This window comes from Sphingomonas sp. (assembly GCF_004799495.1).
Lineage (GTDB): Bacteria > Pseudomonadota > Alphaproteobacteria > Sphingomonadales > Sphingomonadaceae > Sphingomonas.
In genome coordinates, this window is sequence record NZ_SSMY01000001.1 from 22,731 (window position 1) to 46,946 (window position 24,216).

Genomic DNA, 24,216 nt, shown 5'->3' on the forward strand with positions numbered 1-24,216 from the left:
TAAAATCACAAAATTGTTTGATTTCACTTAACCGCCCGTCAATCGCGTTTCCCTTCGTTGCGGCACGTCGGCAAGCGGGGGGTGCGACACATTGATCGAGTTAGTCGAAACCTAAAACGATCGGAGGCATTGAACAGGGGATCATGCGCGCCTCTAACACGATCAAGACAAGCGGCTATTTCGTCTCGACGCTGAGCGTGATCCTGCTTGGCGCGGTGTCCTGGAAAGCCGCGTCCGAAAAGCCGCTCCTCATGTTCTGCCTGATCGCCGGCATGGCGGCGTCCGCGATTGGCATGCTGCTCCGCTGGATTTCCTACCAGGTGCAGGGGCGCGAAGAAAAAAGCAGGGAAAAGGGTACGCCGGGCGCGTGAATATCCAAAGTATCTTCAAGAAGCTGGGCCCAGGGCTCGTTACCGGCGCGGCCGACGACGATCCGAGCGGCATCGCCACCTATTCACAGGCGGGGGCGCAGTTCGGACCCACATTGCTGTGGACGCTGGTGCTCACCTATCCGCTGATGAGCGCCGTCCAGTTGATCAGCGCAAGAGTCGGTCGAGTCACCGGCAGCGGTCTTGCGCGGAACCTGCGCCGGGTCATGCCGCGCTGGGCTGTCGCTATCCTGGTCGCGCTGCTGTTCATTGCCAACACGATCAATATCGGTGCCGACCTCGCGGCGATGGGCGAGTCCGCCCAGCTCGTGGTCGGGCGGGGCGAGCATGTCTTCACGATCGTCTTCGCCGTGGCCTCGCTGCTGCTCCAGATGTTCGTGCCGTACCGCAGGTACGCCAATTTCCTCAAATGGCTGACGTTGGTACTGGCCGCGTATATCGCGCTGGTATTCATGGTGAAGGTCGATTGGATCGCCGCCGCCAGGGGAATGGTCGTTCCGACGATCGCAGGGACCGCGGCGGCCACGACAATCGTCGCCATTTTCGGGACGACGATCAGCCCGTTCCTGTTTTTCTGGCAAGCCTCCCAAGAGGTCGAGGAAGTCGGTCAACGGGACCGCCGCCAACCGCTCGTCGATGTGCCCGAGCAAGGCCCCAAGGCGCTCAGCCGGATCCGTTACGATACGTTCGGGGGCATGGCGATTTCGAACATCGTTGGGCTCGCGATCATGCTGGGCACCGCGGCCACGCTGCATGCGGCGGGCAAGACCGACATCCAGACCGCCGCCGATGCCGCGAAGGCGCTCGAGCCGGTCGCGGGCAAGCTCGCCTTTGCGCTGTTCAGCCTCGGCATCATCGGCACCGGGCTGCTCGCCGTCCCCGTGCTCGCCGGATCGGCGGGGTACGCGATCGGCGAAACGTTCGATTGGAACACGGGGCTGGAGGAGAAGCCGAGAGACGCGAAGGCATTCTACGTCGTGATCGCGGTGGCGATGATGCTCGGGATCGGCATCGACTGGTCACCGATCGATCCGATCCGCGCGCTGTTCTGGAGCGCGGTAGTCAACGGGGTCGTCGCGGTACCCATCCTGATCGGCACCATGTTGGTCGCGTCGCGCAAGGCGGTGATGGGCGAGTTCACCGCCGGGCTAGTGCTCAAGATATTCGGTTGGCTGACGACGGCAGTGATGGCGGCCGCCGTGATCGGCATGGCGGTATTCCCGGGCTAGGCAATCGCCCGCGCGATCCCGGGGCGCCGGTCGATCAGCTGACACCCGTCCCGCCGTTCGCACCAAACACGCTCCCGGTGGTGAAGCTGTTGCTCTCCTCGGCCAGGGTCACGTACAGGCCGGCGAGCTCGGCCGGCTGGCCGGCGCGGCCGATCGGGGTGTCCTGTCCGAACTTTTCGACCTTGCCTTCGAGCTGACCGCCGGAAATCTGGAGCGGCGTCCACACCGGGCCGGGCGCCACCGCGTTCACGCGAATGCCCTTGGACGCGAGCTGCTTGGCCAGCCCCTTGGTGAAAATCTCGATCGCGCCCTTGGTCGTCGCATAGTCGAGCAACTCCTCGACCGGATTGAAACTGTTGACGCTCGCTGTGTTGATGATCGCCGAACCCGCGGGCATCACCTCCGCGGCGCGCTTGGACAGCCAGAACATCGCGTAGATATTGGTCTTCATCGTGCGATCGAACTGCTCGTGCGTGATGTCGGCGATCGACTTTCGCGCTTGCTGATAGCCGGCGTTGATCACGAGCAGATCGAGCCCGCCGAGCCGACCGACCGCGTCGTCGATCAGCTTCAGGCAAAAATCGAGGTCGGTCAGGTCGCCGGGCAATTGCACCAGATCGTGCCCGTCGCGCTCGAGCACAGCCTTCAGGTCGTCGGCATCGGGCTGCTCCTTGGGGTGATAGTTGATCGCGACCTTCGCGCCCTCGCGCGCGAAAGCGATCGCGGCGGCACGGCCGATCCCCGAATCCCCGCCCGTGACCAGCGCGCGCCGGCCCTTGAGACGGCCCGTCCCCGCATAGCTTTCTTCGCCGCAGTCCGGGACCGGGTCCATGTCGCGCTGGAGCCCGGGCCATTCCTGCGGCTGCTCGCTGAAGCCGTCGCTGTGATATTTATCCTGCGGGTCGATCAACTCGGCTTCCATGGCGCGTCCTCGGTCTGGCGCGCCCGAAAGCGCGATGCTTACCGAGCCAGAACGCAATTCCGCCGCAGGGGTTGCTCCGCGAATATCCTATCAGCGGTTATCGCCCCGCCAGTTTGTCCTTCAGTCCGGCCAGCGCGCCGATCGGCCTGGTCTCTTCCTCGTTCATTACCCCGGCCGCCTTCAGCAACGCCTCCGCACCCGGCCCGCGCGGAAACGGGTCGAGCGCCAGCGCCATCGTCTCGGCGGCGACCTCGCCCAGGTCGATCGCAGCGCCGTCGTAGGGCATCACGTCCAGGTCGTCATCGCCCAGTTCGACCTCGTCATCTCCGCTGTCGCTCGCCTCGACGAAGCGCAGTTCGACTGTCTCGTCCACGCCGGTAGCGAGGGGGTCGCCAGTAACGCTGCACGCCTGGGTCACGTCGGCCTCGACTCGCCCGTCGGCGACGACCCCGGCGGCGTCACGGCGGATCGTGAAGGATGCCGTGAGCCGCTCGATCGCGATCAGCTCGAAGCGCTTAGCCAATGCTGCCCGTTCAACCGCGTCGGCATCGATCTCGACCGAGCGCGGCTCGCCGCCGATCGTGTCGGCGCGTAACGGCCGCGAGAATTCGGGTATGCTCACGGCAGCTGACCGGCGATCAAACGGTCGACAGTCGTGCCAGCCAACGCGGTGTGTAACATCAACACCTCGCGCTCTACATGAGCGAGCGCCGCATCGTTCGGCGCCTCGCCGCGATAGAGGTTGCGCACCAGCGCCGGCTTGAGATCGCCCGCCGCCAGCGCGTCGCGATACGCGCCGAGCCGCCCGCCGAGCATCCCCATCATCCGCCCGATATGCTTGCCGACGAGCAAGTCACCGATCCCGATCTCGCGCAATTGCGGGTCCATGTCGTCGACGAAAGCCTCGGCCAGATGCGTCGCGACGGGGACGCCCGCCGGTTCGCCCTCGAGCCGCAGCATCACCATCGTCAGCACCACCGCGATCGTGTCGAACCGCCCGTCGACGGTATCGGGCACGCCACCCTCGACATACCAGTGCGGCGCGCGCGCCCGCGCCACGACGGCGGCGTAGAGCGCCGCGGTCTCGTCGCGCTTCGCCTTAAATCGGTCGAAAAAACCCATCATTCACTCTCGGAAAAAGGCAGCGGCTTGTGCCACCGGCATGGTCCGCATATTGAGGCGAACGGCCCGCGATGCAATCGCGGTCCCTAGTGACGAGCGTGCGCGCGGGAGAATCGAATTGACCAAGGCTGGCCGGATCATGGCCCTCACCGCGACACTATCGGCGCTGACGCTCGCCGCCGGGTGTGCGCCGCTGCGCTCGCATCAGGGATATATCATCGATGCCGACCTGGTGAACTCGGTCCAGCCCGGGGTCGATAACCGCAATTCGGTGCTGCAGACGCTCGGCAAGCCGAGCTTCGCCAGCCAGTTCAACACCGGTGACTGGTATTATATCGCGCGCGACAGCCGCAACCTCGCGTACCTGAAGCCCAAGGCGAAGAGCCAGATCACGCTGAAGATCAGCTTCACGCAAACCGGGGTCGTTCAGGACATCACGCGGACCGGCGTGGAGCGGGTCGCGTCGATCAACCCGTACGGCAAGACCACACCGACTTTGGGCCGCAAGCGCAGCTTCTTCGAGGAGTTGTTCGGCAATATCGGCACGGTCGGCGCGCAGGGTGCGGGCAAGGGTGGCGGAGACGACAGCCAGCCCTGACGGGCGCAGGCGGGGCAACGTCCGCACCGGTGCGCAAAGCGCACCGCCCGGCACGGCCGGCGGGTGGCGCCAGCCGAACCCGTCCGGCGGCGGCTTCGCCGACGTCTATGCTCCCTTGCTCTAACCTGACTCGCGTGTTCGCGACTCGTTCAGTCCGGTTCGCTTAAAGCTTCCCCCACGATGGCGCGAACCGATTCGCGCCGCAACAAATCCGCAACCCACCCCTTCTACCGGCAACCCCGGTAGTGGCAGGCGCCCGGGCGATCTCAATGCCCGCCCGGGCGCCTTTGTTTTCACCGCATCGTAAAGACGACCTGGTCGACCACCTTGCCGCCGAGATCGAGCAGCGCGAGCCGGTGCCGCCCAGGCCCGGGCAGGATCAGCGGCGCGGTGCTCGCATCGCCCAGATCCTTTTGATCGAGCGTCAGCCGATGCGTCACGGCGTCGCCGGTCACTGCGACCGCCAGCCGCTGGCGGTCGATCGGGATGTCGGGGTCGATCGCATAGACGCTGCCCGACACCGGATTGGTGATGCGCGGACGGCGTGATTCGGCGGGGGCGGCGGCGACCAGGCTCATTCCCGTCCCCTGAAGGAAATATTCGCGGCGCGGCTGTTCGATGTTGCCGGCAAAGGCGATCGCGCGCGCCTCCACCCCGGTCGGCATCGCCGGCGCGCGGCTCGGCAAGCCGTCGTGCAGCGCGAGCATCACGTCGCGCCACACCGGCGCCGCGCCGCTCGTCCCCGATACCGCGCGCATCGCGTCGCCTTCGACGTTCCCGACCCATACCGCGACGGTGTAGCGGTCGGAGAAACCGACGCACCAATTGTCGCGCATCGCCTTCGACGTGCCGGTCTTGACCGCCGCCCAGAAGGGTAGGCGGAGGGAGGAATCGAGCCCGAACGTCACCGCGCGCGCATTGGGGTCGGACAGCATGTTGCCGACGATCCACGCGGCCTGCGGCGTCGTGATCGCGCGCGGATCGCGCCGGGGGTCGTCGGCAGTCAGCCGCACCGGGCTCCAGCGCCCGCCGTTGGCGAGGCTGCGATAGGCGTCGGCCTGTTCGAGCAACGTGACCTCGGCCGAGCCGAGCGCGAGGCTGTAGCCGTAATAATCGCCGTCCTCGACCAGCCCCTGATAACCGGTGTCCCACAACCGGTCGCGAAACGCATCGACCCCGACCAGCAACAGCGTCCGCACCGCCGGCACGTTGAGCGAGCCCGCCAGCGCCGAGCGCACCGACACCGGTCCCTTGAACCCCTTGTCGTAATTCTGCGGCACGTAGAGCCCCGACGCGGTGTCGAGCTGGACCGGCGAATCGTCGAGGATCGAGGCGGGCGTGAGATACCCCTTCTCGATCGCTTGCGCGTAGAGGAACGGCTTGAGCGTCGATCCGGCCTGGCGATACGCGCTCGCCGCATCGACCGACGCGGCGGTCGAATTGCCGCCGATCCCGCCGACATAGGCGAGCACGTCGCCCGTCGCATTGTCGAGCACCACCACCGCGCCGTCGCGCGCGCGGCTGCTGCCCAGCCCCTCGAGCTGGCGCTTGAGCGCGGCGATCGCGACGCGCTGGACGTTGATGTCGAGCGTGGTCCTGACCTTGAGCCCCGGCCGGATCAGCAGCCGCTGCGCGAGGTGCGGCGCGAGGCCGGGGTCGAGTTGCAGGCTGCGCGCCGGGCCAAGCATCGACCACGCCGCCGCCTCGAATCGCGCACAATCCTTGTCGTGCGCCATCGCGCACGCGCGCCGCGCGACGGTCGGCGCGCCAGCTTGCGGTTCGGGGAGCAGCGCGACGAGCAGCAACGCGTCGTCGCGGCTCAGCGCATCGGGGGTCTTGCCGAACAGTCCGAGCGCCGCCGCGCCGATACCCTGCGCCTCGCCACGATAGCCGGCGAGGTTCAGGTACGCCTCGAGGATCTGCGGCTTGCTCCACGCCCCGTCGATTTCGAGTCCCGCGCGCATCTGGCGGATCTTGTCGAGCCAGCCGCGCGCGCCGGGCCGCGCGAGATCGGGGGCGAGGAACGCCGCGACCTGCATCGACAGCGTCGAGGCACCGCGCGAGCGCTTCCCCTCGATCCGGTCGCGCAGCGCGCCGAGCGTCGCCAGCCAGTCGACCCCGTCGTGCGCGTAGAAACGATGGTCCTCGGCCGCGACCACCGCCTCGCCGACCGGCGCCGCGATCTTGTCGAGCGGGGTCCAGCCGAGCCGCCGCCGTGCGAAATCGACGCGCGACGAATCGATCAGCACGCCGTTACGGTCGTACAGCCACGCCTCGGACGGCTGCCACGCCGCGCGCACCATGGCGTAATCGGGCATCCGCGGCGGCATAGTCAGAAAATCGAGCAGCAGGAACACGGCGAGCAGGCCGCCGAGCCCGGTCCATATCCATTGCCGTCGCGTGCGGGGCCGATGATCGCGCAGCCAGCCGCCGCCCCGCGCGATCCCTTCGTCCACGCGCGCCTCGACCGCACGCGCCCAGCGCCACGTGGCCAGAATGCGTTCGCGCGCGATCATACGCCGCTCACTTGTCGCGGATCGTGAACGCCGCGTTGGGCACCTGCGCGTTGATCGAGGGTGAATACATCGCCTCGACCCGGCTCGACGGCAGGTTGTACGTCCCCGGCGCGTTCAGCCGCATGACATAGGCGATCGTGAAGCTGCCGCGCGGCACCCAGCCGAAATAGCCGCGATACGAATCGTTGCGGCGTTCGACGTACGACGGCTGCACCCCGACCTGGACGTCCCACAGCTTGCCATCACCATCGACCGCCTGGAAATTGCTCCCGCCCCCGCCGCTTTCCTGGCTGCCGAGCAATTGCGACTGGTTGGCGAAATTGCCGATAATCGTCGCGCCCGCCGGGATTGGATCGTTGACCACCACCCAGTTACGTTCGGCGGTGGCTTCGACCGTGATGATCACCCGCGCGACGTCGCCCTTGGTCCATTGGCCGGCCACGCGCTGGCTGATCGGCTCGATCTTCTTGGTCAGCTTGTAGCCGAAGAACGCCGGCTGGGTCAGTGGCACCGCCGCCGACACCTGCACCACCGCCCACGGCCCCGCGCCGCCCGCCTGGCGCAGCATCAGCGGGGTCTGCGCCGCGGGCAGCGGGAAGCTGACCGTGCGCTGGTCGCCCGCGAGCGGCCACAACCGGCTGATCGATTGCGTGCCGAGCGACAGCGTCGTCGTGCCCATGATCGCCGCCGCGGGATACAGCCCGCCAAACTTCTTTGCCGCGATCGTGCCCCAGGCATTGGCGGTGGTCGTGTCCCACCGCCCGTGCGCCTGGCGCAGCGCCACGCCGACCATCATCTTGGCCGCTTCGTCGTTCCAGCCGGGCCGGCCGAGCGTCGCGATGACCGCCTTGATCGACCCCTCGTCACCCGACGACATCAGCCACCACGGCGCCTTGTCCTGGTCGGACAGGTCGAGCCGCGTGCCCTCGTACACCAGCCGCGTCCGCAGCACCGCTTCGACCTTGGCCTTGAGCGCATTGGCGTTGGCCAGCCCCGGCACCTTGTCGAGCGCGACGAGATAGTCGGCCAGGTTCGAGGTCGGCATCTCCTGCGGGATCATGCTGATCTGGCCGAGCATCGCCGGGGTCGCCGCCCCCGCCCGTGCGATCGCGTTGAACGCCGCCAGCCGCATCAGCCGCACGTCGCCGTAATCCTCGTGCCGCAAGCGCCCGTCGAGCACCGCCTTCAGCCCCTCGACCATCTTGGTCTTGGCGGCGTCGGGGATCGGCAGCCCAGCATCGGCGGTGATCGACAGGACGTACGCCGTGAGCGCCTCCGACCCTGCCATCCTCGGGTCGGGCCAGTAGCGCAGCAGGCCGTCGTCCGCCTGATAGGTCGGCAAGTCGCCGACCAGCGCCTGCCATTGCCCCATGTCGCCGAGCGCGACCGCGCGGCTCAGCCGCTGTTCGAAGCAATCGTAGGGATAGAAGGACATGAACCGCCGCACGCCCGCCAGTGGCGGCGCGAGCGTGTCGGTCAGCTGGATGTCGACCACCCCGCGCCCGGGCAGCGCACCCGCCGGCGGCGCGACCGCGATCATGCCCCCAGTCGGCTGGACATGCGTCAGCGTCGCCGCCCAGACGTCGGTCGGATAGGTGTCGATCACGTCCTGCGTCGTGGTCACGCGGTCGACCGCCTTGCCGTCGCTCGATTTGGCACTGACCGTCCATTTGAGCTGGCCGGCGCCCATCGGCGCGGTGAGGTTCCACGCGATCGGCGCGGCGCCCCCGGCGGGGATCGTCACGGTCAGCGGCTTGCCGACCGCGATCCGCGGTTCGAGGTCGACGTTCGCCGTCACCGTCATCGGCTTGTCCGAGCCGTTCCTGAGCGTGAACCCGGCGGCGTACTGGTCGCCGGTGCGCACCATCTGCGGAATCCCGGCATAGACCGTCAGGTCTTGCGCGGTGCGGATGTCGGCGCTGCCGGTGCCGAACAATTGCGCGCCGTCGGTGGCGATCGCGACGAGTTTGAAGCTCGACAGCGCATCGTTGAGCGGGACATGGACCGCGGCATGGCCGCCCGCATCGAGCGGAACCTTGCCCTGCCACAGCAGCACCGGCTGGAAATTCTCGCGGTTGAGCCCCGACAAATCGCCGCCGCCGCCATCGCCGCCCGCCTCGACCGCCTTCTTGCCGTAATGGCGCTTGCCGACGACCTGAGTCTGCGCGGTCGCGGTGACGACCGACAGCGGGCGCTCGCCCATCATCGCGGTCAGCACGTCCCAGCTGTCGTTGGGGGCGAGCTGGAGCAGCGCCTGGTCGACCGCGACGAACGCGACGTCGGCGGTCTTCGCCGGTTTGCCGTCGGGGGTCTTGACGGTGATGTCCGCCAACGCGGTCGAGCGCGCCGCATAGCGCTCGTGGTCGGCCTTGACCGCGACGGCGAGCTGATGGCCTTCCCACCCGACCTTCACCTTGGCGATGCCGAGACGGTAGCTCGGCTTGGCGAGGTCCACGAGCGCGGTCGGTTCCTGCGATTCGACCGGTGCGCTGGACAGCCCGAGCTGGCGCCCGATACCCTGGAGCCAGCTCCACGCCCCCGGCTTGGCGCGCCCGCGCACCGCCATCACCGAGACATAGACGTCGGGCGCGTAGCTCGCCGGCATTGCGACCTCGATCACCGGGTTCGACCCCGACAGCTTGGTCACGAAGCTCGACAGCACGCCCTCGCGCTCGACCGTCACCAGCGCCTCGGCTTCGCGGAACGGCATGCGCACCTGGAACCGCGCGGTCTCGCCCGCCTTGTAGGTCAGCTTTTCGGGGACGACGTCCATGCGGTCGCCATTGTCGCCGCCGAACCACCATTCGTCGTCGCCCGCCAGCCACACCGAGCGCACCGCGCGGCTGACGTTGCCGTTCGCGTCGGTCGTCGTCGCGACGATATAGACTTCGCCCGACACGCCGGGGTCGATGCTGCACTTGGCGAGCCCGAGCTCGTCGGTGGTCGCCGAGCACGTCCCCGAAATCCGCTTGGTCGTCATCTGGTTGTCGTAGGCGTAGAACCCGCCGATCAACCGCCGCCGCGCGGTCAGGATCTGGCGGCTGTAGAGCGCGACCTGGACGTTTTGGCCCTTCAGCGGCTTGCCGTCCGTGTCGAGCGCGACGAAATTGAGGCGCAGGTCGTCCTGCTTCATCAGCCAGCCGTCGGTCTTGACCCCCAGCTGCACCGCCGAGGGGAAGATCGGAATTCGCTTCGACGCGGTCAGCGTTTCGCCATTGGCGTCCTGGTAATCCATTTCGACCAGCATGTCGGTCGGGCTGTCGAGCGTCGGCACGTCGACCGAGGTCTGCGCGGTACCGTCGGCGCGGAGTGTCGCGGGCAGCGTCTGCGTCGGGGGCAGCGGGGTCTCTTCCTCCTCGCCGTCGCCGTTGAGCGGCTTGGTCCCTTCCTTCACTTCGGTACCGCCGAAGGTGTAGCCGTCATATCCCTCGGGCGTCGCCGAACGCCCGAAATAGCCGACCCGCATCTCGACCGGCAGGTTCGACGCGCCCCCGCCCGAGAGGTAGCCGACGAACAGATCGAGCGGCAGCGTCTTGGGCCGCACCGACGCTTCCTTCGGCCCGGTCACGCTCGCACGCATCGTCGGGAGCTTGTACTCGTCGACCTTGAACGATTGCTCGGTGTAGTGCGTCTCGCCGTCAGCGCCGATCATCTGGACGTCGTAATCGCCCATCGGAGCGCCCTTGGGCGCGGTCCATTCGGTCTCGCCCACGCCGTTGCCGTCGATCGTCAGCGGCAGGTCGAACTGCGCGTCCGACCCGCGATGCGAGAGCCGCAGCGTGCCGGTGAAGGCGGGCGCGATCGAGAAGCCCGCGCCTTCCGGGCGGCGCATGATGTGCTTCATGTGGATCGTCTCGCCCTGGCGGACGAGCGCGCGGTCGAACACCGTATGGAAAACGTCGCTCGCCTTCGAATAGCCGTAGGGCAGGTCGAAATCGGACGGGCGGATGCCCTCGCCCCAGCCGGTCAGCGTGAAGCTGTAATCGTCCCCGGCGCGCGCGGAGACCATCAGCGGCTGGTCCGTCGACCCCGCATAGCATGACCCGCCATAGGCCTGCGGCTCGGGCAGGCCTTCGGGAATGAACACCGCGCCCGACCGGTCGGTCTTGCCGTTCGCGAGCACTTCCCCCGTACAGCTGTCCGTCACGGTCACCGCGGCGTTCGCCACGGGCTGGCCGCTATCGAGGCTGGTCACCCAGGCAAGACTCTTTTCGCGGCCCCATTTGAAATGCACCGCCATGTTGGTGACGAGCGCGGCGGTCGCGACGTAGCGCGGCGCGCGGCGTCCGAGCAGCGCCTGGCCGAGCACCGGGCTGGCCAGCTCGACGACGTAGAAGCCGGGCTTGGACAGCGGAATCCCGACGACCTCGAAATCCTTGCCCTTGCCGGGAAGCCCGATCGACATGTGCGAGCCGGCATCGGCGCCGGTCAGGATCGGTTTCGAACCGGTATTCTGGATATGGCCGACGACTTCGTCGCCTTTCTTGATATCCTCGACATCGTAATCGTCGGCGCTGTCGACCGTGCGCAGCCACTCGGCGATCTTGCCGTCCGATCCATCGACGCGCAGCGACTGGCCGGCGACCGCGAGATTCTGGCCTTGGAGCGACGGTTCGACGTTGCGCACCGTGACCGGCAGCACCCCGCCTTCGCGCAGTTCGAGGATGCCGAACTTGGCCGCGAACTTCACCAGCGGCGGCGCGGCATCGAAACGGATATCGAGCGGGAAGCGCGCGGCATTGGTCAGCGGGCGCCCGCTTTCGTCCTTCACGTCGGCGGGGATGCTGACCTTGGCGGTGGTCGCATACGGCATCGGGCCGGCGAAGGTGATGTCGCTGATCGTCGCCGACTTCAGCTCGTCCTTGTCGAACACCGGCTGGATCTCGTGGCCGTCGGCGGCGGTGATCCGCATCTGCCGGGCAAGGCTCATCGCGATCGGCGCGGTGAAACGCAGATACGCCTTCTCGACCGGGTTGCACCCGGCCTGCGCGTTGGTGCGGCTGCATTCGAACTTCACCGCGAAGGGTTTGCGCACGGTGTAATCGAAGCGCTGGTCAGTGCCCGCGAGCTTGCCGTTCGCCGACGCGATCTTGCCCGACCAGACCAGCGACATGTCGTGTCCCGGCGGCAACGGGCGGCGGCATTTGAGCGCCGTCACGCTCGCTAGCATCTTCTGCCGGTCGGTCAGGCTCGCAGGCAGCGTGTTGGGCATCCCGCCGCTGTCGAGGAAGCTCGTCACTTCGTAATTATCGTCGGTGCCCATCTCGCCGAGGATCTTGGCGGCGGTATCGGCAGGCAGCACGTCGACCGGGATCTTCTCGCCCAGCCCCTCGACCGAGCAATAGGCGTTCGCGGCGACCGACTGCGCCGTCGCGGGCAAATTGGCGGCGACCAGGAAGACCTGATCCTCCTCGATCTCGCTGCTGTTCTCGCCCGGCAGCACCGCGCGCGCCATCGGCCCGCCCGAATCGACCGTGAACACCTGGTCGCCCGCCAGCGCATAGCCCGACACGCTCTTCACCCCGGTGCGCGTCGTGAAGGTGCACTTGATCCCGCCGGGCAGCGGCGAGGCGAATTCGTAGACGAAGGTTTGCTGGTCGGCCCAGCGCCCGGTCCCGGCGACGGGGCATTCGACGAGGAACGGGTTCGCTGCGCGCGGATCGCCCAGTGCCACCATCGGGGTGTCGAAGCGCACCGTGAAGCGCTCGATCGATCCATCGCCGACGCCCGGGGTAGCGACCACGACATGGGGAGAATTGTCACCGAATGCGGCGATCGGCGCGAACGCCAGGGCCAGCGACGCGACACGGACCGCGAGCTTCATTCCAACCCCCTCCATCGGCTTCGGTGAGCAGGACGATACGCTATCCCAACCGCACCCGAAGTCCAGCGGATTCACGAGTAAAACCGGGGGGTTGATCGCGCTCCATTACTTGGCGAAGCTAAGTCATTGGCGAATCGGGGGATCGCTATTGGGGGTCGTGACAATATTGGTTGACGCGATCGCGCGCGAAAGCGTGATCCTGGCCTGTATCGGCTTCCTGATCGGGGGAATCGACGACCTCGCGCTCGACGCGGTGTATTGGCTCGGGCGGTTGTACGGCCGCCGCGACCTGAACGTTGCCGACCTCCCGCCGGGTGTCACGGGACGGATCGCCGTCTTCGTGCCCGCGTGGGACGAAGCGGCGGTGATCGGGCCGATGCTGACGACGACGCTCGCGCGGTTCGGGGACGAGGATGCCCGCCTCTATGTGGGCGCCTACGCCAACGACCCCGCGACGATCGATGCGGTCGCAGGCGTCGCCGCGGGCGAGCCGCGCGTCCGGCTGGTGCTGAACCCATGCGAAGGTCCGACCACCAAGGCCGATTGCCTCAACCAATTATGGGCAGCGCTGTTACGCGAGGAGCGCCTCCAGGGCTGGCAAGCGCTGGCGGTGGCATTTCACGATGCCGAGGACGTCGTCCATCGCGACGAGTTGCGCGTATACCGCGGATTGCTCGGCGAGCATCAGGTCGTGCAGCTGCCGGTGTCGCCGTTGATCGATCACGCGTCGCCGCTCGTCTCCGGGCACTATGCGGACGAGTTTGCGGAGGCTCACGGCGAGCGGCTGGTGGTGCGCGGCTGGCTCGGTGCGCCAATGCCGCTCGCCGGGGTCGGATGCGCGATCGACCGCGATTTGCTCGGCAAGGTCGCGGCTGCGCGCGGCGGCGATCCGTTCGACGCCGCCAGCCTGACCGAGGACTATGAGCTTGGTTTGCGCACCGCGATGCTCGGCGGGCGGCAGGTCTTCGCGCGCGTCCGCGACTCCGACGGCCGGCTGATCGCCGTCGCCGAATATTTCCCGAACCGCGTCAAGGAAGCGGTGCGGCAGAAGGCGCGGTGGATGATCGGAATCGCGCTCGACGGCTGGGATCGGATCGGCTGGGGCCGGACCGGCGACTGGCGCGACCATTGGATGCGGATGCGCGACCGCCGCGCGCCGCTCGCGCTGCTCCTACTTGCGATTGCCTATCTATCGATGCTCGCCTGCGGCGCGTCGTGGATGGTGCATGTGCTGGCAGGCGACAGCGGGCCGGTGTTCGGCGAGACGACCCACCAACTGCTGCTGGTCAACCTCGCGCTGATGGTCTGGCGTATGGCGATGCGGGCGTGGTTCACTGGCCGCGCCTACGGCCTGTGGCAGGCACTGTTATCGGTCCCGCGCGTCGTCGTCGGCAATTACATCGCACTGATGGCGGCGCGCACCGCGATCGGCCGCTACGTCGTGGCACTCCGGGGCCAGCGCCCGGCGTGGGACAAGACACGCCATCGTTTTCCTGAAACGGTCGAACCATGAACGGCCGTCCGTTGCGCTTCCTCGGCGCCACGATAGTCGGCTGGGTCGCACTGCGCGCCTTTGTGTTGTGGCCGGTGGCGGGACCGGCGGCGATCCCGCGCGCACTCGTGCCCGCCGCGTTCGCCGACGACGCGCCGCGAATCGAGGGTCGGCGTTCCGCGCCGGCGGTCGCACCAATCAACACACAGATCAGTGCGGCATCGACCGCCGGTCGGTTACAGCGCCCGGGGCGACCTGACGTGGCACGCGTCGAACCGACGATGATTGCCGATCCCCCGTCGCCACCTGCCTCCGAAGCGGCGGCGCCGCTGTCGACACAAACCGCGCCGCAGACGCTGCTCGCGCCGCCACCGCCTACCGCACCGCCCGCCCGCTCCCGAACGAGCCGCTGGTCGGCGAGCGCGTGGTTCGTGTTGCGCGACGGGCAGGGGATCGCGCCGGGGCTGAGCAGCGGGCAATTGGGCGGCAGCCAGGCCGGCCTGCGCGTCGCTTATGCGATCGGCGAGGCCCGCCGCGTCGCGATCGTCGGCCGCGTCGCCAGCCCGCTCCGCGGCAGAGGTCGCGAAGCGGCGCTGGGCGTCGAATGGCGCCCGACCAAGCTCCCGGTCCGGCTCGTCGCCGAATATCGCCGTTCGCTCGACGGCGGCGCGAGCGGCCCGGCGCTCGGTATCATCGCGGGTACCGGGCCCGCACCGCTCGCCCTGGGGTTCGACCTGGAGACCTACGGCCAGGCCGGCGCAATCCGCCGCCGCCGTACCGAGCCGTTCGCCGAAGGGGCCGCCCGTCTGTCGCGGCCCGTCGTCGCGTTGGGCGGTGCCAAGGTCGACCTCGCCCTCGGCGCCTGGGGCGGCGCCCAGCGCGACGCACAGCGGCTCGACATCGGCCCGTCGCTCGGCGTGCGCGTGCCCGTCGCCGGCAAGTCGCTCCGCCTCTCGCTGGACTGGCGCCAGCGCGTTGCGGGAAGCGCTCGCCCCGGCTCGGGGCCCGTGCTGGTGATCGGCAGCGATTTCTAGCGACCGCAACCTTCCGCATCGCGCGCCCACGCGTTAAGCCGGGATGTGGACCTGTACCTCCCCATCGCCAACCTGTCGGTCAACGCGCTCGTCATCGTCCTGCTCGGCGGGTTCGTCGGGCTCTTGTCGGGAATGTTCGGCGTCGGCGGCGGGTTCCTGACGACGCCGCTGCTCATCATCTACGGCATCCCGCCGACCGTCGCCGCCGCCTCGTCGGCGAGCCAGGTGACGGGCGCGAGCGTGTCCGGCGTGTTCGCGCACCTGCAACGCCGCGGGGTCGATTTCCGCATGGGCGGGATCATGGTCGCGGGCGGGTTCGCCGGTTCGGCGTTCGGCGCGTGGATCTTCAAGGCGCTCCAGGCGAGCGGCCAGCTCGATACGGTGATCGCCGTGGTCTACGTCCTGTTGCTCGGGTCGATCGGGACGCTGATGGCGCGCGAATCGATCCAGTTCATCCGTGCCACGCGGGCAGGCCAGGCGCCGCGCGCGGCAAAGCGGCGGCATCACCCGCTGGTCGCGTCGCTGCCGTTCCGCATGCGCTTCTATCGCTCGGGACTCTACATCTCGCCGCTCGCGCCGCTGCTGCTCGGGTTCGGGGTCGGCATATTGACGATCCTGCTCGGGGTCGGCGGCGGGTTCATCCTGGTGCCGGCGATGATCTACCTGCTCGGCATGGCGACGCAGGTCGTGGTGGGGACCAGCCTGTTCCAGACCCTGTTCGTCACCGCCTGGGCGACGATGGTCCATGCGACCACGACCAAGGCGGTCGACATCGTGCTCGCGGCGCTGCTGCTGGTCGGGTCAGTGACGGGGGCGCAGATCGGCGCGCGGTTCGCGACCAAGTGGAAGCCCGAATATCTCCGCCTCGCGCTCGCGGTGCTGGTGCTGCTCGTCGGGATCCGGATGCTGGTCGGGCTGACGCTGCGCCCCGACGAAATCTTCTCGGTCGAGCTTTCCTGATGCCGATTGCATCGGCATGGCGGCACCGGCCCGCTCCCCCACCCGGTCGCCCAATCAGCTTATCCTATGGGCGGTCGGGTGGGGGAGCGGGCCGGTGCCGCACCCCGGCGAAGCCGGGCAAAGGACTCCCCGCGCTTCTGCTATTCGCGCCGCTGCTGATGGGGCAATCCAAGCCGGTCCTTGTCCCCGACGTGTCGCAGCGCCAGATCGAGATCGCCTATTCGTTCACCGGCGCCGAGCTGCTGCTGTTCGGCGCGATCCTCTATCCCGGCGGCCGGCTGCCCAACGACGACAAGCCGACCGACATCGTCGTGGTGGTGAAGGGCCCGACGCAATCGATCCTGGTGCGCGAGAAGACGCGGATCGCGGGCATCTGGGTCAACGCGGCGCGGTTGCGCTATCGTTCGGCGCCGAGCTTCTACGGCCTCGTCTCGTCGCGGCCGATCGACCAGATCGTCGATGAGCGCACGCGCGCGATCTACGAGCTCGGGCTCGACAGTCTGCAATTGTCGCCCGCCTCCAGCGCGCCGCCCGACGAGCAGGACCGCTTCGCGCGCGGCTTGTCCGACCTGAAGGAGCGCGGCGGACTCTACTACCAGAAAGCCGGGGTCGAGATCAGCGACGGCGTGCTGTACCGCGCGCGCGTCGACATCCCGGCGCGCGTGCCGGTCGGGCGCTTCACCGCGGAGACCTTCCTGATCCGCGACGGTCATGTGCTCGCGGTCGCGACCAAGGAGATCGAGATCCGCAAATCGGGGTTCGAGCGCTTCGTCGCGCGCTCTGCCCAGCGCTGGTCGATCACCTATGGCCTCGTCGCGGTCGCGCTTTCGGTGCTGCTCGGCTGGGCAGCCGGCTATGTCGCGCGAAGAGTCTGATCACGGTTAATCACGCATTCTTTACCCCTCCCCGTGCATAACCCGCGCGAATGACCAGGGGATCACGATGACCGAGATGCCAGGCGACGGCGCGTTCGCCAACGCCACGCCAGCGGCGGCACCCGCCGCGCCGATCGGCATGCGCGAGATCGGCGCGCTGATCGACATCGCCGGGTCGGGCGGCCAGGTGCTGCTCGATCGCGCAGCGGTCGACAGCTATGCCGGCGATGCCGATCCCGTGCTGGCCGGTGCCGGGTCGGTTGGCGCGCAGCTCAAGATCCGCGTCGGCGCGACCTGGATGATCGCCAACATCCGCTCGCTCCGCCTGACCGAGGCGGGCGTGCTCGCGCAGATCGACTTCCTCGGCGAAGGCGACGAGGAACGGCTGACCGGCAAGCTCTATAATTTCCGCCGCGGCGTGACGCGCTATCCGACCCCCGGCGCCGATGCCTTTCCGGTCTCGACCGGCGACCTCAAGCAGATTTACGCCGCCGACGACCGCGCCTGCGTCGAGATCGGCAACGTCTATCCGACCAAGGACATCCGCGCCGCGCTGTACATCGACGCGATGCTCGGCAAACATTTCGCGCTGCTCGGCTCGACCGGTACCGGCAAGTCGACCAGCGCTGCGCTGATCCTCCACCGCATCTGCGAGCTCGCGCCGCAGGGGCATATCGTGATGATCGACCCCCACGGCGAATATTCGGCGGCGTTCGACAGCACCGGTGCGATCTTCGACGTGTCGAACCTGCAGATGCCGTACTGGCTGATGAATTTCGAGGAACATTGCGAAGTGTTCCTGACGACGACCGGCAACGAAGCGCAGATCGACCGCGACATCCTGGCCAAGTGCCTGCTCATGGCGCGCGGCAAGAGCCGGCTGGGGCAGGAAATGGCCAAGCTGACGGTCGACGCGCCGATCCCGTATCTGCTCAGCGACCTGACCAATCTGATCCAGCTCGAAATGGGCAAGATGGACCGCGCCGGGGATACCGCGCCGTACCTGCGGCTCAAGACCAAGATCGACGAGATCAAGGCCGATCCGCGCTACGGCTTCATGTTCTCGGGCATGCTCGTCGCCGATACGATGAGCGACTTCATCGGCCGCATCTTCCGCCTGCCGGGCGATGGCAAGCCGATCTCGATCATCGACGTGTCGGGCGTGCCGAACGAGATCACATCCGTGGTGGTCGCGGTGCTGAGCCGGATGGTGTTCGACTTCGCGATCTGGAGCCGCAACGAGCCGCAGCGCCCGATCCTGCTGATCTGCGAGGAAGCGCACCGCTACATCCCCAACGAGCGCAATGCCGACGGATCGTCGGTCGGCAAGATTCTGAGCCGCATCGCCAAGGAAGGCCGCAAGTACGGCGTGTCGCTCGGCTTGATCACGCAGCGCCCGTCCGACCTCGCCGAAGGCGTGCTGTCGCAGTGCGGCACGATCATCTCGATGCGGCTCAACAACGACCGCGACCAGGCGTTCGTCCGCGCCGCGATGCCCGAAGGCGCGCGCGGCTTCCTCGATTCGATCCCGGCCTTGCGCAACCGCGAGTGCATCATCTGCGGCGAAGGCGTCGCGATCCCGATCCGCGTCGCGTTCGACGGGCTCGAGGAAGCCAAGCGCCCGGCCTCGGCCGACCCGGTCTTCTCCGACCTGTGGCGCGAAACCGGCGGCGAGGACCAGATCATCGACCGCACGATCAGGCGGTGGCGGACGCAAGGGCGCTAGGCCGCGATTTAGCGCAAGCTAAATCGCGATAAGCCGAACCGCGGCCGGCGGCCTAACTTCACACTCACTTCACACTAACGCGCTCCTGCGCCGGCCCAAACTTCACATGGTTTCGACCGATCGGGTTTCTGCGTCCGATAGGACGGTGGAAGGCGTCGCGATGTCAAAGAGCCTGGCAAGCCTGTCAGGCGAAACCCTACATCGCAAGCGTGTCGTGAGGGGCGGCTGACGACCCGATTGCAGAAGCTCGGGTCATCGCAGCAACCAGGAGAGGGCGTTGCGCAAAAAAGCTTCGCCTTGCGACCGCACGACCTCTCCATGCGCGACGACCACATGCGCCGGATGCTCCCCGGGCAAGGCGCGTACCTTCGGCTGCGCGCTGGCGTGATCACGAAAACTGATCCGGTAATCAATCGGCGGATACCTCCGGCCCTCCACCATCTTCAACCAGCGAGCGACCCACCTCATCCACCACGGCCAATGGTCACGCAGAAATGCTTGGCTGAACGTCTGGGACAGGTCGGCGATAATCGCAGTTCGGGATGCGCGGTGGAAAAAGATCAGTTCGTCCATAAACAGCGAGTTCGGAAAATAGAATTGATCGATCTGGCCGGCCCATGCCGCTGGAGCTGCATCCGCCAACGCTTCGGAAAAACGAAGAGACTTGCACCTGGCGATGGTGGAGGCTGTACCCGACAGCTGGGCTTCGGGAAACGCAGCCTGCCATTCGGCCAAAAACAGATAGTGCAGGCGGTTCGGGCTGACGATGTATCCGACCGGGCCCAGCGCCCGAATTTTCTGCTCGATCGCCGCTGTCTTTTCGATCGGCGACCACAGCCATAATGCTCCGCCGGCCAACCGCACGACGACCATTCGCGTCGGATAATCGAAGCCCTTGAAGGACACGATTCCGCCATCCGCGAACCAAAGGTCTTGCCCAAGCGGCTGAAGCATCAGCCGATCCTACGCCTGTAGAGGAACGTCAGCCACCCATTAGTGGCCGTCCGCCCTACCGCGCCGTCCCCGGCCGCACCGCGAGCAACTCGCTCACCTTCGCCTTGAACGCCCGCAGCGCGCTCCCCGTCAGCGCCGCCATCGTCGAGAACGAGAACCCCCGCGGGTTGACCACATTGCCGCCGCGATAGACCTCGAAATGCAAGTGCGGTCCGGTCGACAGCCCCGAATTGCCCGAATAGCCGACCAGCTCGCCGCGCGACACGTGCTCGCCGTTGCGCACCGCGACCCGGCTGAGGTGGCCGTACCCGGTGCCGACCCCGCCCCCGCCCTGGATGCCGATGAAATTGCCGTAGCCGCCCTTGTACCCGGCCCAGTTCACCGTGCCCGCGACCACCGCATAGACTGGCGATCCGTAGGGGCAGGCGATGTCGATGCCCTTGTGCATGCGGTAGTAACCGAGGATCGGGTGCATCCGCATCCCGAACGACGAGCTGACGCGGCCGTTCACCGGCAGCCCGACGAACCCGTTCTGCCGGGTCTGGCCGTTGGCGTCGTACCATTCGCCGCTGCTGTCCTCGTCGTCGCCGTCGCTGTCCTGCCCGGCCCATTTGACGAGCTGGACCTTGCGCCCACCCATATCGAGCCCGGCGTAGAGAATATCGCCCAGCTCGACCTCGCCGGTCGCGGCGCGGCGTTGCTTGAGGATGATGTCGAACGGGTCGCCCGCGGTCACGTCGCTGCCGAGCGAAATGCGCGTCGCCATCGCCTTGAGGTAATCCGCCGCCGCCTTCGACGGTACGCCGGCGGCGCGGAGCGACTTGTAAAGGCTCGCGCCGGCGAGGCCCTGGATGCGCAGCGGCGTGTCGTCGACCGAGATCGCCTGGCGCTGCATCGACAGGCCGTTGGCGGTGCGCGTGATCGTTAGCCGGAAATCGAACGCGGGCTGGAAGGCGAGTTGCTCGATCGGGCGCGGGTCGCTCTTCTTCGCGCGCGGGCCGAGCACGCCTTCGAAGCGCGTGCCGGGGCGGATGTCGTCGAGCGACATCGTGCCGCCGACGAGATCGGAAATGGTCTGGATGTCGGTCCGGGTGGCGCCGGCGCGGCGCAGCAATGCGGCGAGGCTGTCGCCATCGCTCATCGCCGAGGAGAAGGGCAGATGCGGGCGGTCGGGCGTCTCGCCGAGTGGGCGAACGAGGTCGTTCGCCGCCATGCGCTGGCCGGTATCGGCGCCCCAGGCGAGCGGCGCGATCGCTTGCGCGCGGGCATTGTCCCAGGCGGCGCCGCTCAGCGCCCTGGGCGTCTCACCCACGATCGGGCGCGCGAAACCGGGCGACAGCGCCCAGGTCGCGCACAGCAATGTGGTGCAGGTCGCAAGCCCGCGGAACCAGTCGCGCGACCCGATCCGCGCGCCGAGATCGGGCGTCCAGTCGATATCGTCGATCGCGTGGCGCAGGCGTTCGAGCCGGGTCGGTTCGGGCAACAGGACAAGTTCGCTCGCGCGCGCGGCGGCACCGCCCGCGGAATCGAACTGGTCATTGCGCAAATACACGGCGAAAACATTTCCCGAAACGTATCGCCGATCCACCCCCGGCGCAGGCGGCAGCACTGTGTGGGGGAGTGGTTAAAGTCAATTTAAAGGCGGCCTTGCGGGCACTAGGTTGCGGCAGGCCGTGCACGCCGAGGGATGGACGCTAGATCGTTGGGGAACCGTCTAATGGTCTGGGAATCGGCGACTCTTTTCGATGCCCTGGCTTGCGTCGGCCGCGCACCACGCCGATGTTGTCGGGAACATGAGCGCGTACAGTAACCCGGTCACCGCGGTGCTCGGGCCCACCAATACCGGCAAGACACACCTCGCGATCGAGCGGATGTGCGGGCATTCGAGCGGGATGATCGGCTTTCCGCTGCGCTTGCTGGCGCGCGAAGTGTATGATCGCGTCGTCGCGATCACGGGCAAGGAACGCGTTGCGCTGATGACTGGCGAGGAGCGGATCGTCCCGCCCGACGCGCGCTGGTTCCTGTGCACGGCGGAGTCGATGCCGGCCGACCGCGAGGTGAGTTTCGTTGCACTCGACGAGGCGCAGCTCGGCGCCGATCCCGAGCGCGGGCACGTCTTCACCGACCGGCTGCTCCGCGCGCGGGGCCGTAGCGAAACGATGATCCTGGGGTCGGAGACGCTGCGCCCGATGATCAAGGCGCTGGTGCCCGAGGCGGAGATCGTCAACCGGCCGCGTTTCTCGACGCTGAGCTATGCCGGGGCGAAGAAGCTGTCGCGGCTACCCAAGCGATCCGCCATCGTCGCGTTCAGCGCCGAGGAGGTGTACGCCGTGGCGGAGATGATCCGGCGCTTGCGCGGCGGCGCGGCGGTGGTGATGGGGGCGCTGTCGCCGCGCACGCGCAACGCGCAGGTCGCGATGTTCCAGGCGGGCGAGGTCGACTATCTCGTCGCGACCGACGCGATCGGGATGGGGCTCAACATGGACGTGAGCCATGTCGCGTTCGCCAGCCTGACCAAGTTCGACGGCCAGCGCACGCGCCGGCTGACGGTCAGCGAAATGGCGCAGATCGCCGGGCGCGCCGGGCGGCACCAGCGCGACGGGACGTTCGGCGCGTTGGTCGCGGAAGGGCTGGGCGCGTTCACCCCCGAAGAGGTCTACGCGATCGAGGAGCATCGCTTCCCGGCGCTCGATTTCCTCTACTGGCGCGAGGGCGAGCCCAATCTGGATTCGATCGACGGCCTGATCGAGAGCCTGGAGACGCGCCCCGCCCACCCCGCGCTGCGCGCCGCGCCGCCGGCGGTCGATCTCGGCGTGCTCAAGCGGCTGGCCGAGGAGGATTGGGTGCGCGACCGGGCGCGATCGCCGGCGATGGTCGCGCGGCTGTGGGCCGCGTGCGGCGTACCCGATTTCCGCAAACTCGGCGCCGACCAGCATCAGCGGCTCGTCGCCCGCGTGTTCCAGCATCTCAGCGAGGGCGACGGACGGATCCCCGCGCCGTGGTTCGCGAGCGAGGTCGCGCGTCTCGACGACGTGACCGGCGACGTCGAGACGATCGCGGGCCGCATCGCCGCGATCCGCACCTGGGCGTATATCGCGCACCGCGCCGACTGGCTGGCGGACCCGGCGCATTGGGCGGCGCGGACCGGCGAGGTCGAGGAACGGCTGTCGGATGCGCTCCATGCGAGCCTGACGCAGCGCTTCGTCGACAAGCGCAGCACGGTGCTGCTGCGCCAGATCGGCAAGGATGCCGGCGCATTACCCGTCATGATCGGCGAGCAGGGCGAGGTGCTGGTCGAGGATCACCCGATCGGGACGCTCGCCGGGTTCACCTTCACCGTCGCGGCGGATGCGCGCGCGGCGGACAAACGCTTGTTGCTCGCGGCGGCGGAGAAACGGCTAGCAGCAGAATTGGCGCGGCGGGCGGGAGAGTTGGCAGGTGCGAGCGACGATCAGTTCGCGCTCGATAACCTGACAATCGCGTGGCGCAAGTTTCCCGTTGGCAGCATCGCGCCCGGACCCAATCTCGCGCAGCCGCAAGTCAAGCTCGACCGCGCGCTTGCCGCGCTCGATCCAAGGTCGCGCAAGGCGGTGCAGGCGCGGCTCGACCTTTGGCTCGCGGCGCAGATGGCGCGGCATCTGCCCATATTCGGCAAGCTCGACGCAGTGCTGCGCGATGCCGCCGCGGGCGGGCCGTTGCGCGCGGTCGCGGGCGCGGTGCTGGCGGCGGGCGGGCTGCTCCCGCGCCGCGCGGTCGGCCCGCAGGTCGAGGCGCTCGATCCGGCGGCGCGCAAGCGGCTCGGCAAGATCGGCGTGACGATCGGCACGCTCGACCTGTTCGCGCCCGCGTTGCTCAAGCCCGCCGCGGCGCAGTGGCGGCGGTTGGTGATGCACCTGCCCGATGCCCCGCGAGAAGGCGCGACCGTCCTGCCGCGCAACGCAGCGGGCGCGGCTTTGCCCCACGGTTTCCGCCCGTTCGGCCAGCAGGCGGTGCGCGTCGATCTGGTCGAGCGTATCGCCCGCGCGGCGCATGACGGGCGCAAGGGCCGTACGCCTTTCTCACCCGATCCCGCGCTCGCGACCTCGATCGGGCTACGACCCGACACGCTTGCCCGCCTGATGGCACAGCTCGGCTTCCGCACTGCCCGCCCCGATGCCGAAGGCCGCCCGCAATGGACGTGGCAGGGCCTGACCCCCAACGCCAAGCCGACCGCGCCACCCAGGGACAATGCCTTCGCAGCGCTCGCGGACATGTTGAATGGCTGACAGCATGCGCCTCGACAAATTCCTGTGGTTCGCGCGGATCGTAAAGACGCGCAGCTTCGCGCAGGCGCTGGCCGAACGGGGCCATCTGCGCATCGACGGTCGCCCGATCGACCGCGCCGCCGCACCCGTCCGCGTCGGCAACATCCTGACCTTCGCGACGCATCTGGGGCAGGTCCGCACGATCCGCGTCGAGGCTCTCCCCATCCGCCGCGGGCCACCCTCTGAAGCGCAAGCATGCTTCCAGGACCTGCAGCTCGGAAACTAAGAACGTCTCGCAGCAAGCCCGGATCGATTGACGCGAATCCGCGAG

Annotated in this window: 17 protein-coding genes; 10 read left to right on the forward strand and 7 right to left on the reverse strand. The window is 67.9% G+C overall.

The features are described from left to right. Window positions 1-143 precede the first annotated feature (143 nt). On the forward strand, window positions 144-371 hold the full coding sequence (locus E7773_RS00100) for a hypothetical protein (protein WP_293986694.1): 228 nt from the start codon (window positions 144-146) through the stop codon (window positions 369-371). Beyond that, window positions 368-1,618, forward strand: coding sequence for a divalent metal cation transporter (locus tag E7773_RS00105; RefSeq protein WP_293986696.1), 1,251 nt, complete (start codon window positions 368-370; stop codon window positions 1,616-1,618). The genes E7773_RS00100 and E7773_RS00105 overlap by 4 nt, the downstream gene beginning before the upstream one ends. Before the next feature lie 34 nt (window positions 1,619-1,652). On the opposite strand, the gene E7773_RS00110 is transcribed toward E7773_RS00105, so the two are convergent. From E7773_RS00110 to E7773_RS00120, 3 genes are all read right to left on the reverse strand, one after another. Next, a complete protein-coding gene (locus E7773_RS00110) occupies window positions 1,653-2,540 on the reverse strand; it encodes an SDR family oxidoreductase (protein ID WP_293986697.1) in 888 nt (295 codons plus the stop codon). A 97-nt stretch (window positions 2,541-2,637) separates the two neighbouring features. Continuing rightward, window positions 2,638-3,162 carry a DUF177 domain-containing protein gene (locus E7773_RS00115; protein WP_293986700.1) on the reverse strand — a complete coding sequence of 175 codons (525 nt, stop codon included), beginning with the start codon at window positions 3,160-3,162 and terminating at the stop codon, window positions 2,638-2,640. Further along, window positions 3,159-3,662, reverse strand: a complete 504-nt coding sequence (locus tag E7773_RS00120; protein WP_293987133.1) for a ubiquinol-cytochrome C chaperone family protein — start codon at window positions 3,660-3,662, stop codon at window positions 3,159-3,161. Before E7773_RS00120 ends, E7773_RS00115 begins: the two co-directional genes overlap by 4 nt. A gap of 139 nt (window positions 3,663-3,801) precedes the next feature. Between E7773_RS00120 and E7773_RS00125 the strand changes: the two genes are divergently transcribed. Continuing rightward, window positions 3,802-4,260 carry an outer membrane protein assembly factor BamE gene (locus E7773_RS00125; RefSeq protein WP_293987135.1) on the forward strand — a complete coding sequence of 153 codons (459 nt, stop codon included), beginning with the start codon at window positions 3,802-3,804 and terminating at the stop codon, window positions 4,258-4,260. Between the two features lie 293 nt (window positions 4,261-4,553). Here E7773_RS00125 and pbpC read toward each other — a convergent pair whose 3' ends face one another. Further along, on the reverse strand, window positions 4,554-6,590 hold the full coding sequence (gene pbpC, locus E7773_RS00130) for a penicillin-binding protein 1C (RefSeq protein WP_293987137.1): 2,037 nt from the start codon (window positions 6,588-6,590) through the stop codon (window positions 4,554-4,556). Window positions 6,591-6,783: 193 nt separating this feature from the next. Further along, window positions 6,784-12,600, reverse strand: coding sequence for an MG2 domain-containing protein (locus E7773_RS00135; protein WP_293986703.1), 5,817 nt, complete (start codon window positions 12,598-12,600; stop codon window positions 6,784-6,786). A gap of 157 nt (window positions 12,601-12,757) precedes the next feature. Between E7773_RS00135 and E7773_RS00140 the strand changes: the two genes are divergently transcribed. From E7773_RS00140 to E7773_RS00160, 5 genes are all read left to right on the forward strand, one after another. Beyond that, on the forward strand, window positions 12,758-14,113 hold the full coding sequence (locus tag E7773_RS00140; RefSeq protein WP_293986705.1) for a glycosyl transferase family protein: 1,356 nt from the start codon (window positions 12,758-12,760) through the stop codon (window positions 14,111-14,113). After that, window positions 14,110-15,126, forward strand: a complete 1,017-nt coding sequence (locus tag E7773_RS00145; protein ID WP_293986707.1) for a hypothetical protein — start codon at window positions 14,110-14,112, stop codon at window positions 15,124-15,126. The genes E7773_RS00140 and E7773_RS00145 overlap by 4 nt, the downstream gene beginning before the upstream one ends. A 45-nt stretch (window positions 15,127-15,171) precedes the next feature. Further along, window positions 15,172-16,086, forward strand: a complete 915-nt coding sequence (locus E7773_RS00150; protein ID WP_293986710.1) for a sulfite exporter TauE/SafE family protein — start codon at window positions 15,172-15,174, stop codon at window positions 16,084-16,086. Window positions 16,087-16,244: 158 nt separating this feature from the next. Continuing rightward, window positions 16,245-16,961, forward strand: a complete 717-nt coding sequence (locus tag E7773_RS00155; RefSeq protein WP_293986712.1) for a TIGR02186 family protein — start codon at window positions 16,245-16,247, stop codon at window positions 16,959-16,961. A gap of 67 nt (window positions 16,962-17,028) precedes the next feature. Beyond that, window positions 17,029-18,687, forward strand: a complete 1,659-nt coding sequence (locus E7773_RS00160; protein ID WP_293986714.1) for an ATP-binding protein — start codon at window positions 17,029-17,031, stop codon at window positions 18,685-18,687. 252 nt (window positions 18,688-18,939) lie between these two features. On the opposite strand, the gene E7773_RS00165 is transcribed toward E7773_RS00160, so the two are convergent. Further along, on the reverse strand, window positions 18,940-19,641 hold the full coding sequence (locus E7773_RS00165; protein ID WP_293986716.1) for a DUF4336 domain-containing protein: 702 nt from the start codon (window positions 19,639-19,641) through the stop codon (window positions 18,940-18,942). A 55-nt stretch (window positions 19,642-19,696) separates the two neighbouring features. Then, window positions 19,697-21,193 carry a M23 family metallopeptidase gene (locus tag E7773_RS00170; protein WP_293986718.1) on the reverse strand — a complete coding sequence of 499 codons (1,497 nt, stop codon included), beginning with the start codon at window positions 21,191-21,193 and terminating at the stop codon, window positions 19,697-19,699. Between the two features lie 241 nt (window positions 21,194-21,434). Here E7773_RS00170 and E7773_RS00175 point away from each other — a divergent pair, with 241 nt between their 5' ends. Together E7773_RS00175 and E7773_RS00180 are read left to right on the forward strand one after the other, a co-directional pair. After that, window positions 21,435-23,906, forward strand: coding sequence for a helicase-related protein (locus E7773_RS00175; RefSeq protein WP_293986720.1), 2,472 nt, complete (start codon window positions 21,435-21,437; stop codon window positions 23,904-23,906). Then, window positions 23,899-24,171: an RNA-binding S4 domain-containing protein gene (locus E7773_RS00180; protein ID WP_293986722.1), complete on the forward strand. Its 273-nt coding sequence runs from the start codon at window positions 23,899-23,901 to the stop codon at window positions 24,169-24,171. The genes E7773_RS00175 and E7773_RS00180 overlap by 8 nt, the downstream gene beginning before the upstream one ends. The last annotated feature ends 45 nt before the right edge of the window (window positions 24,172-24,216 follow it).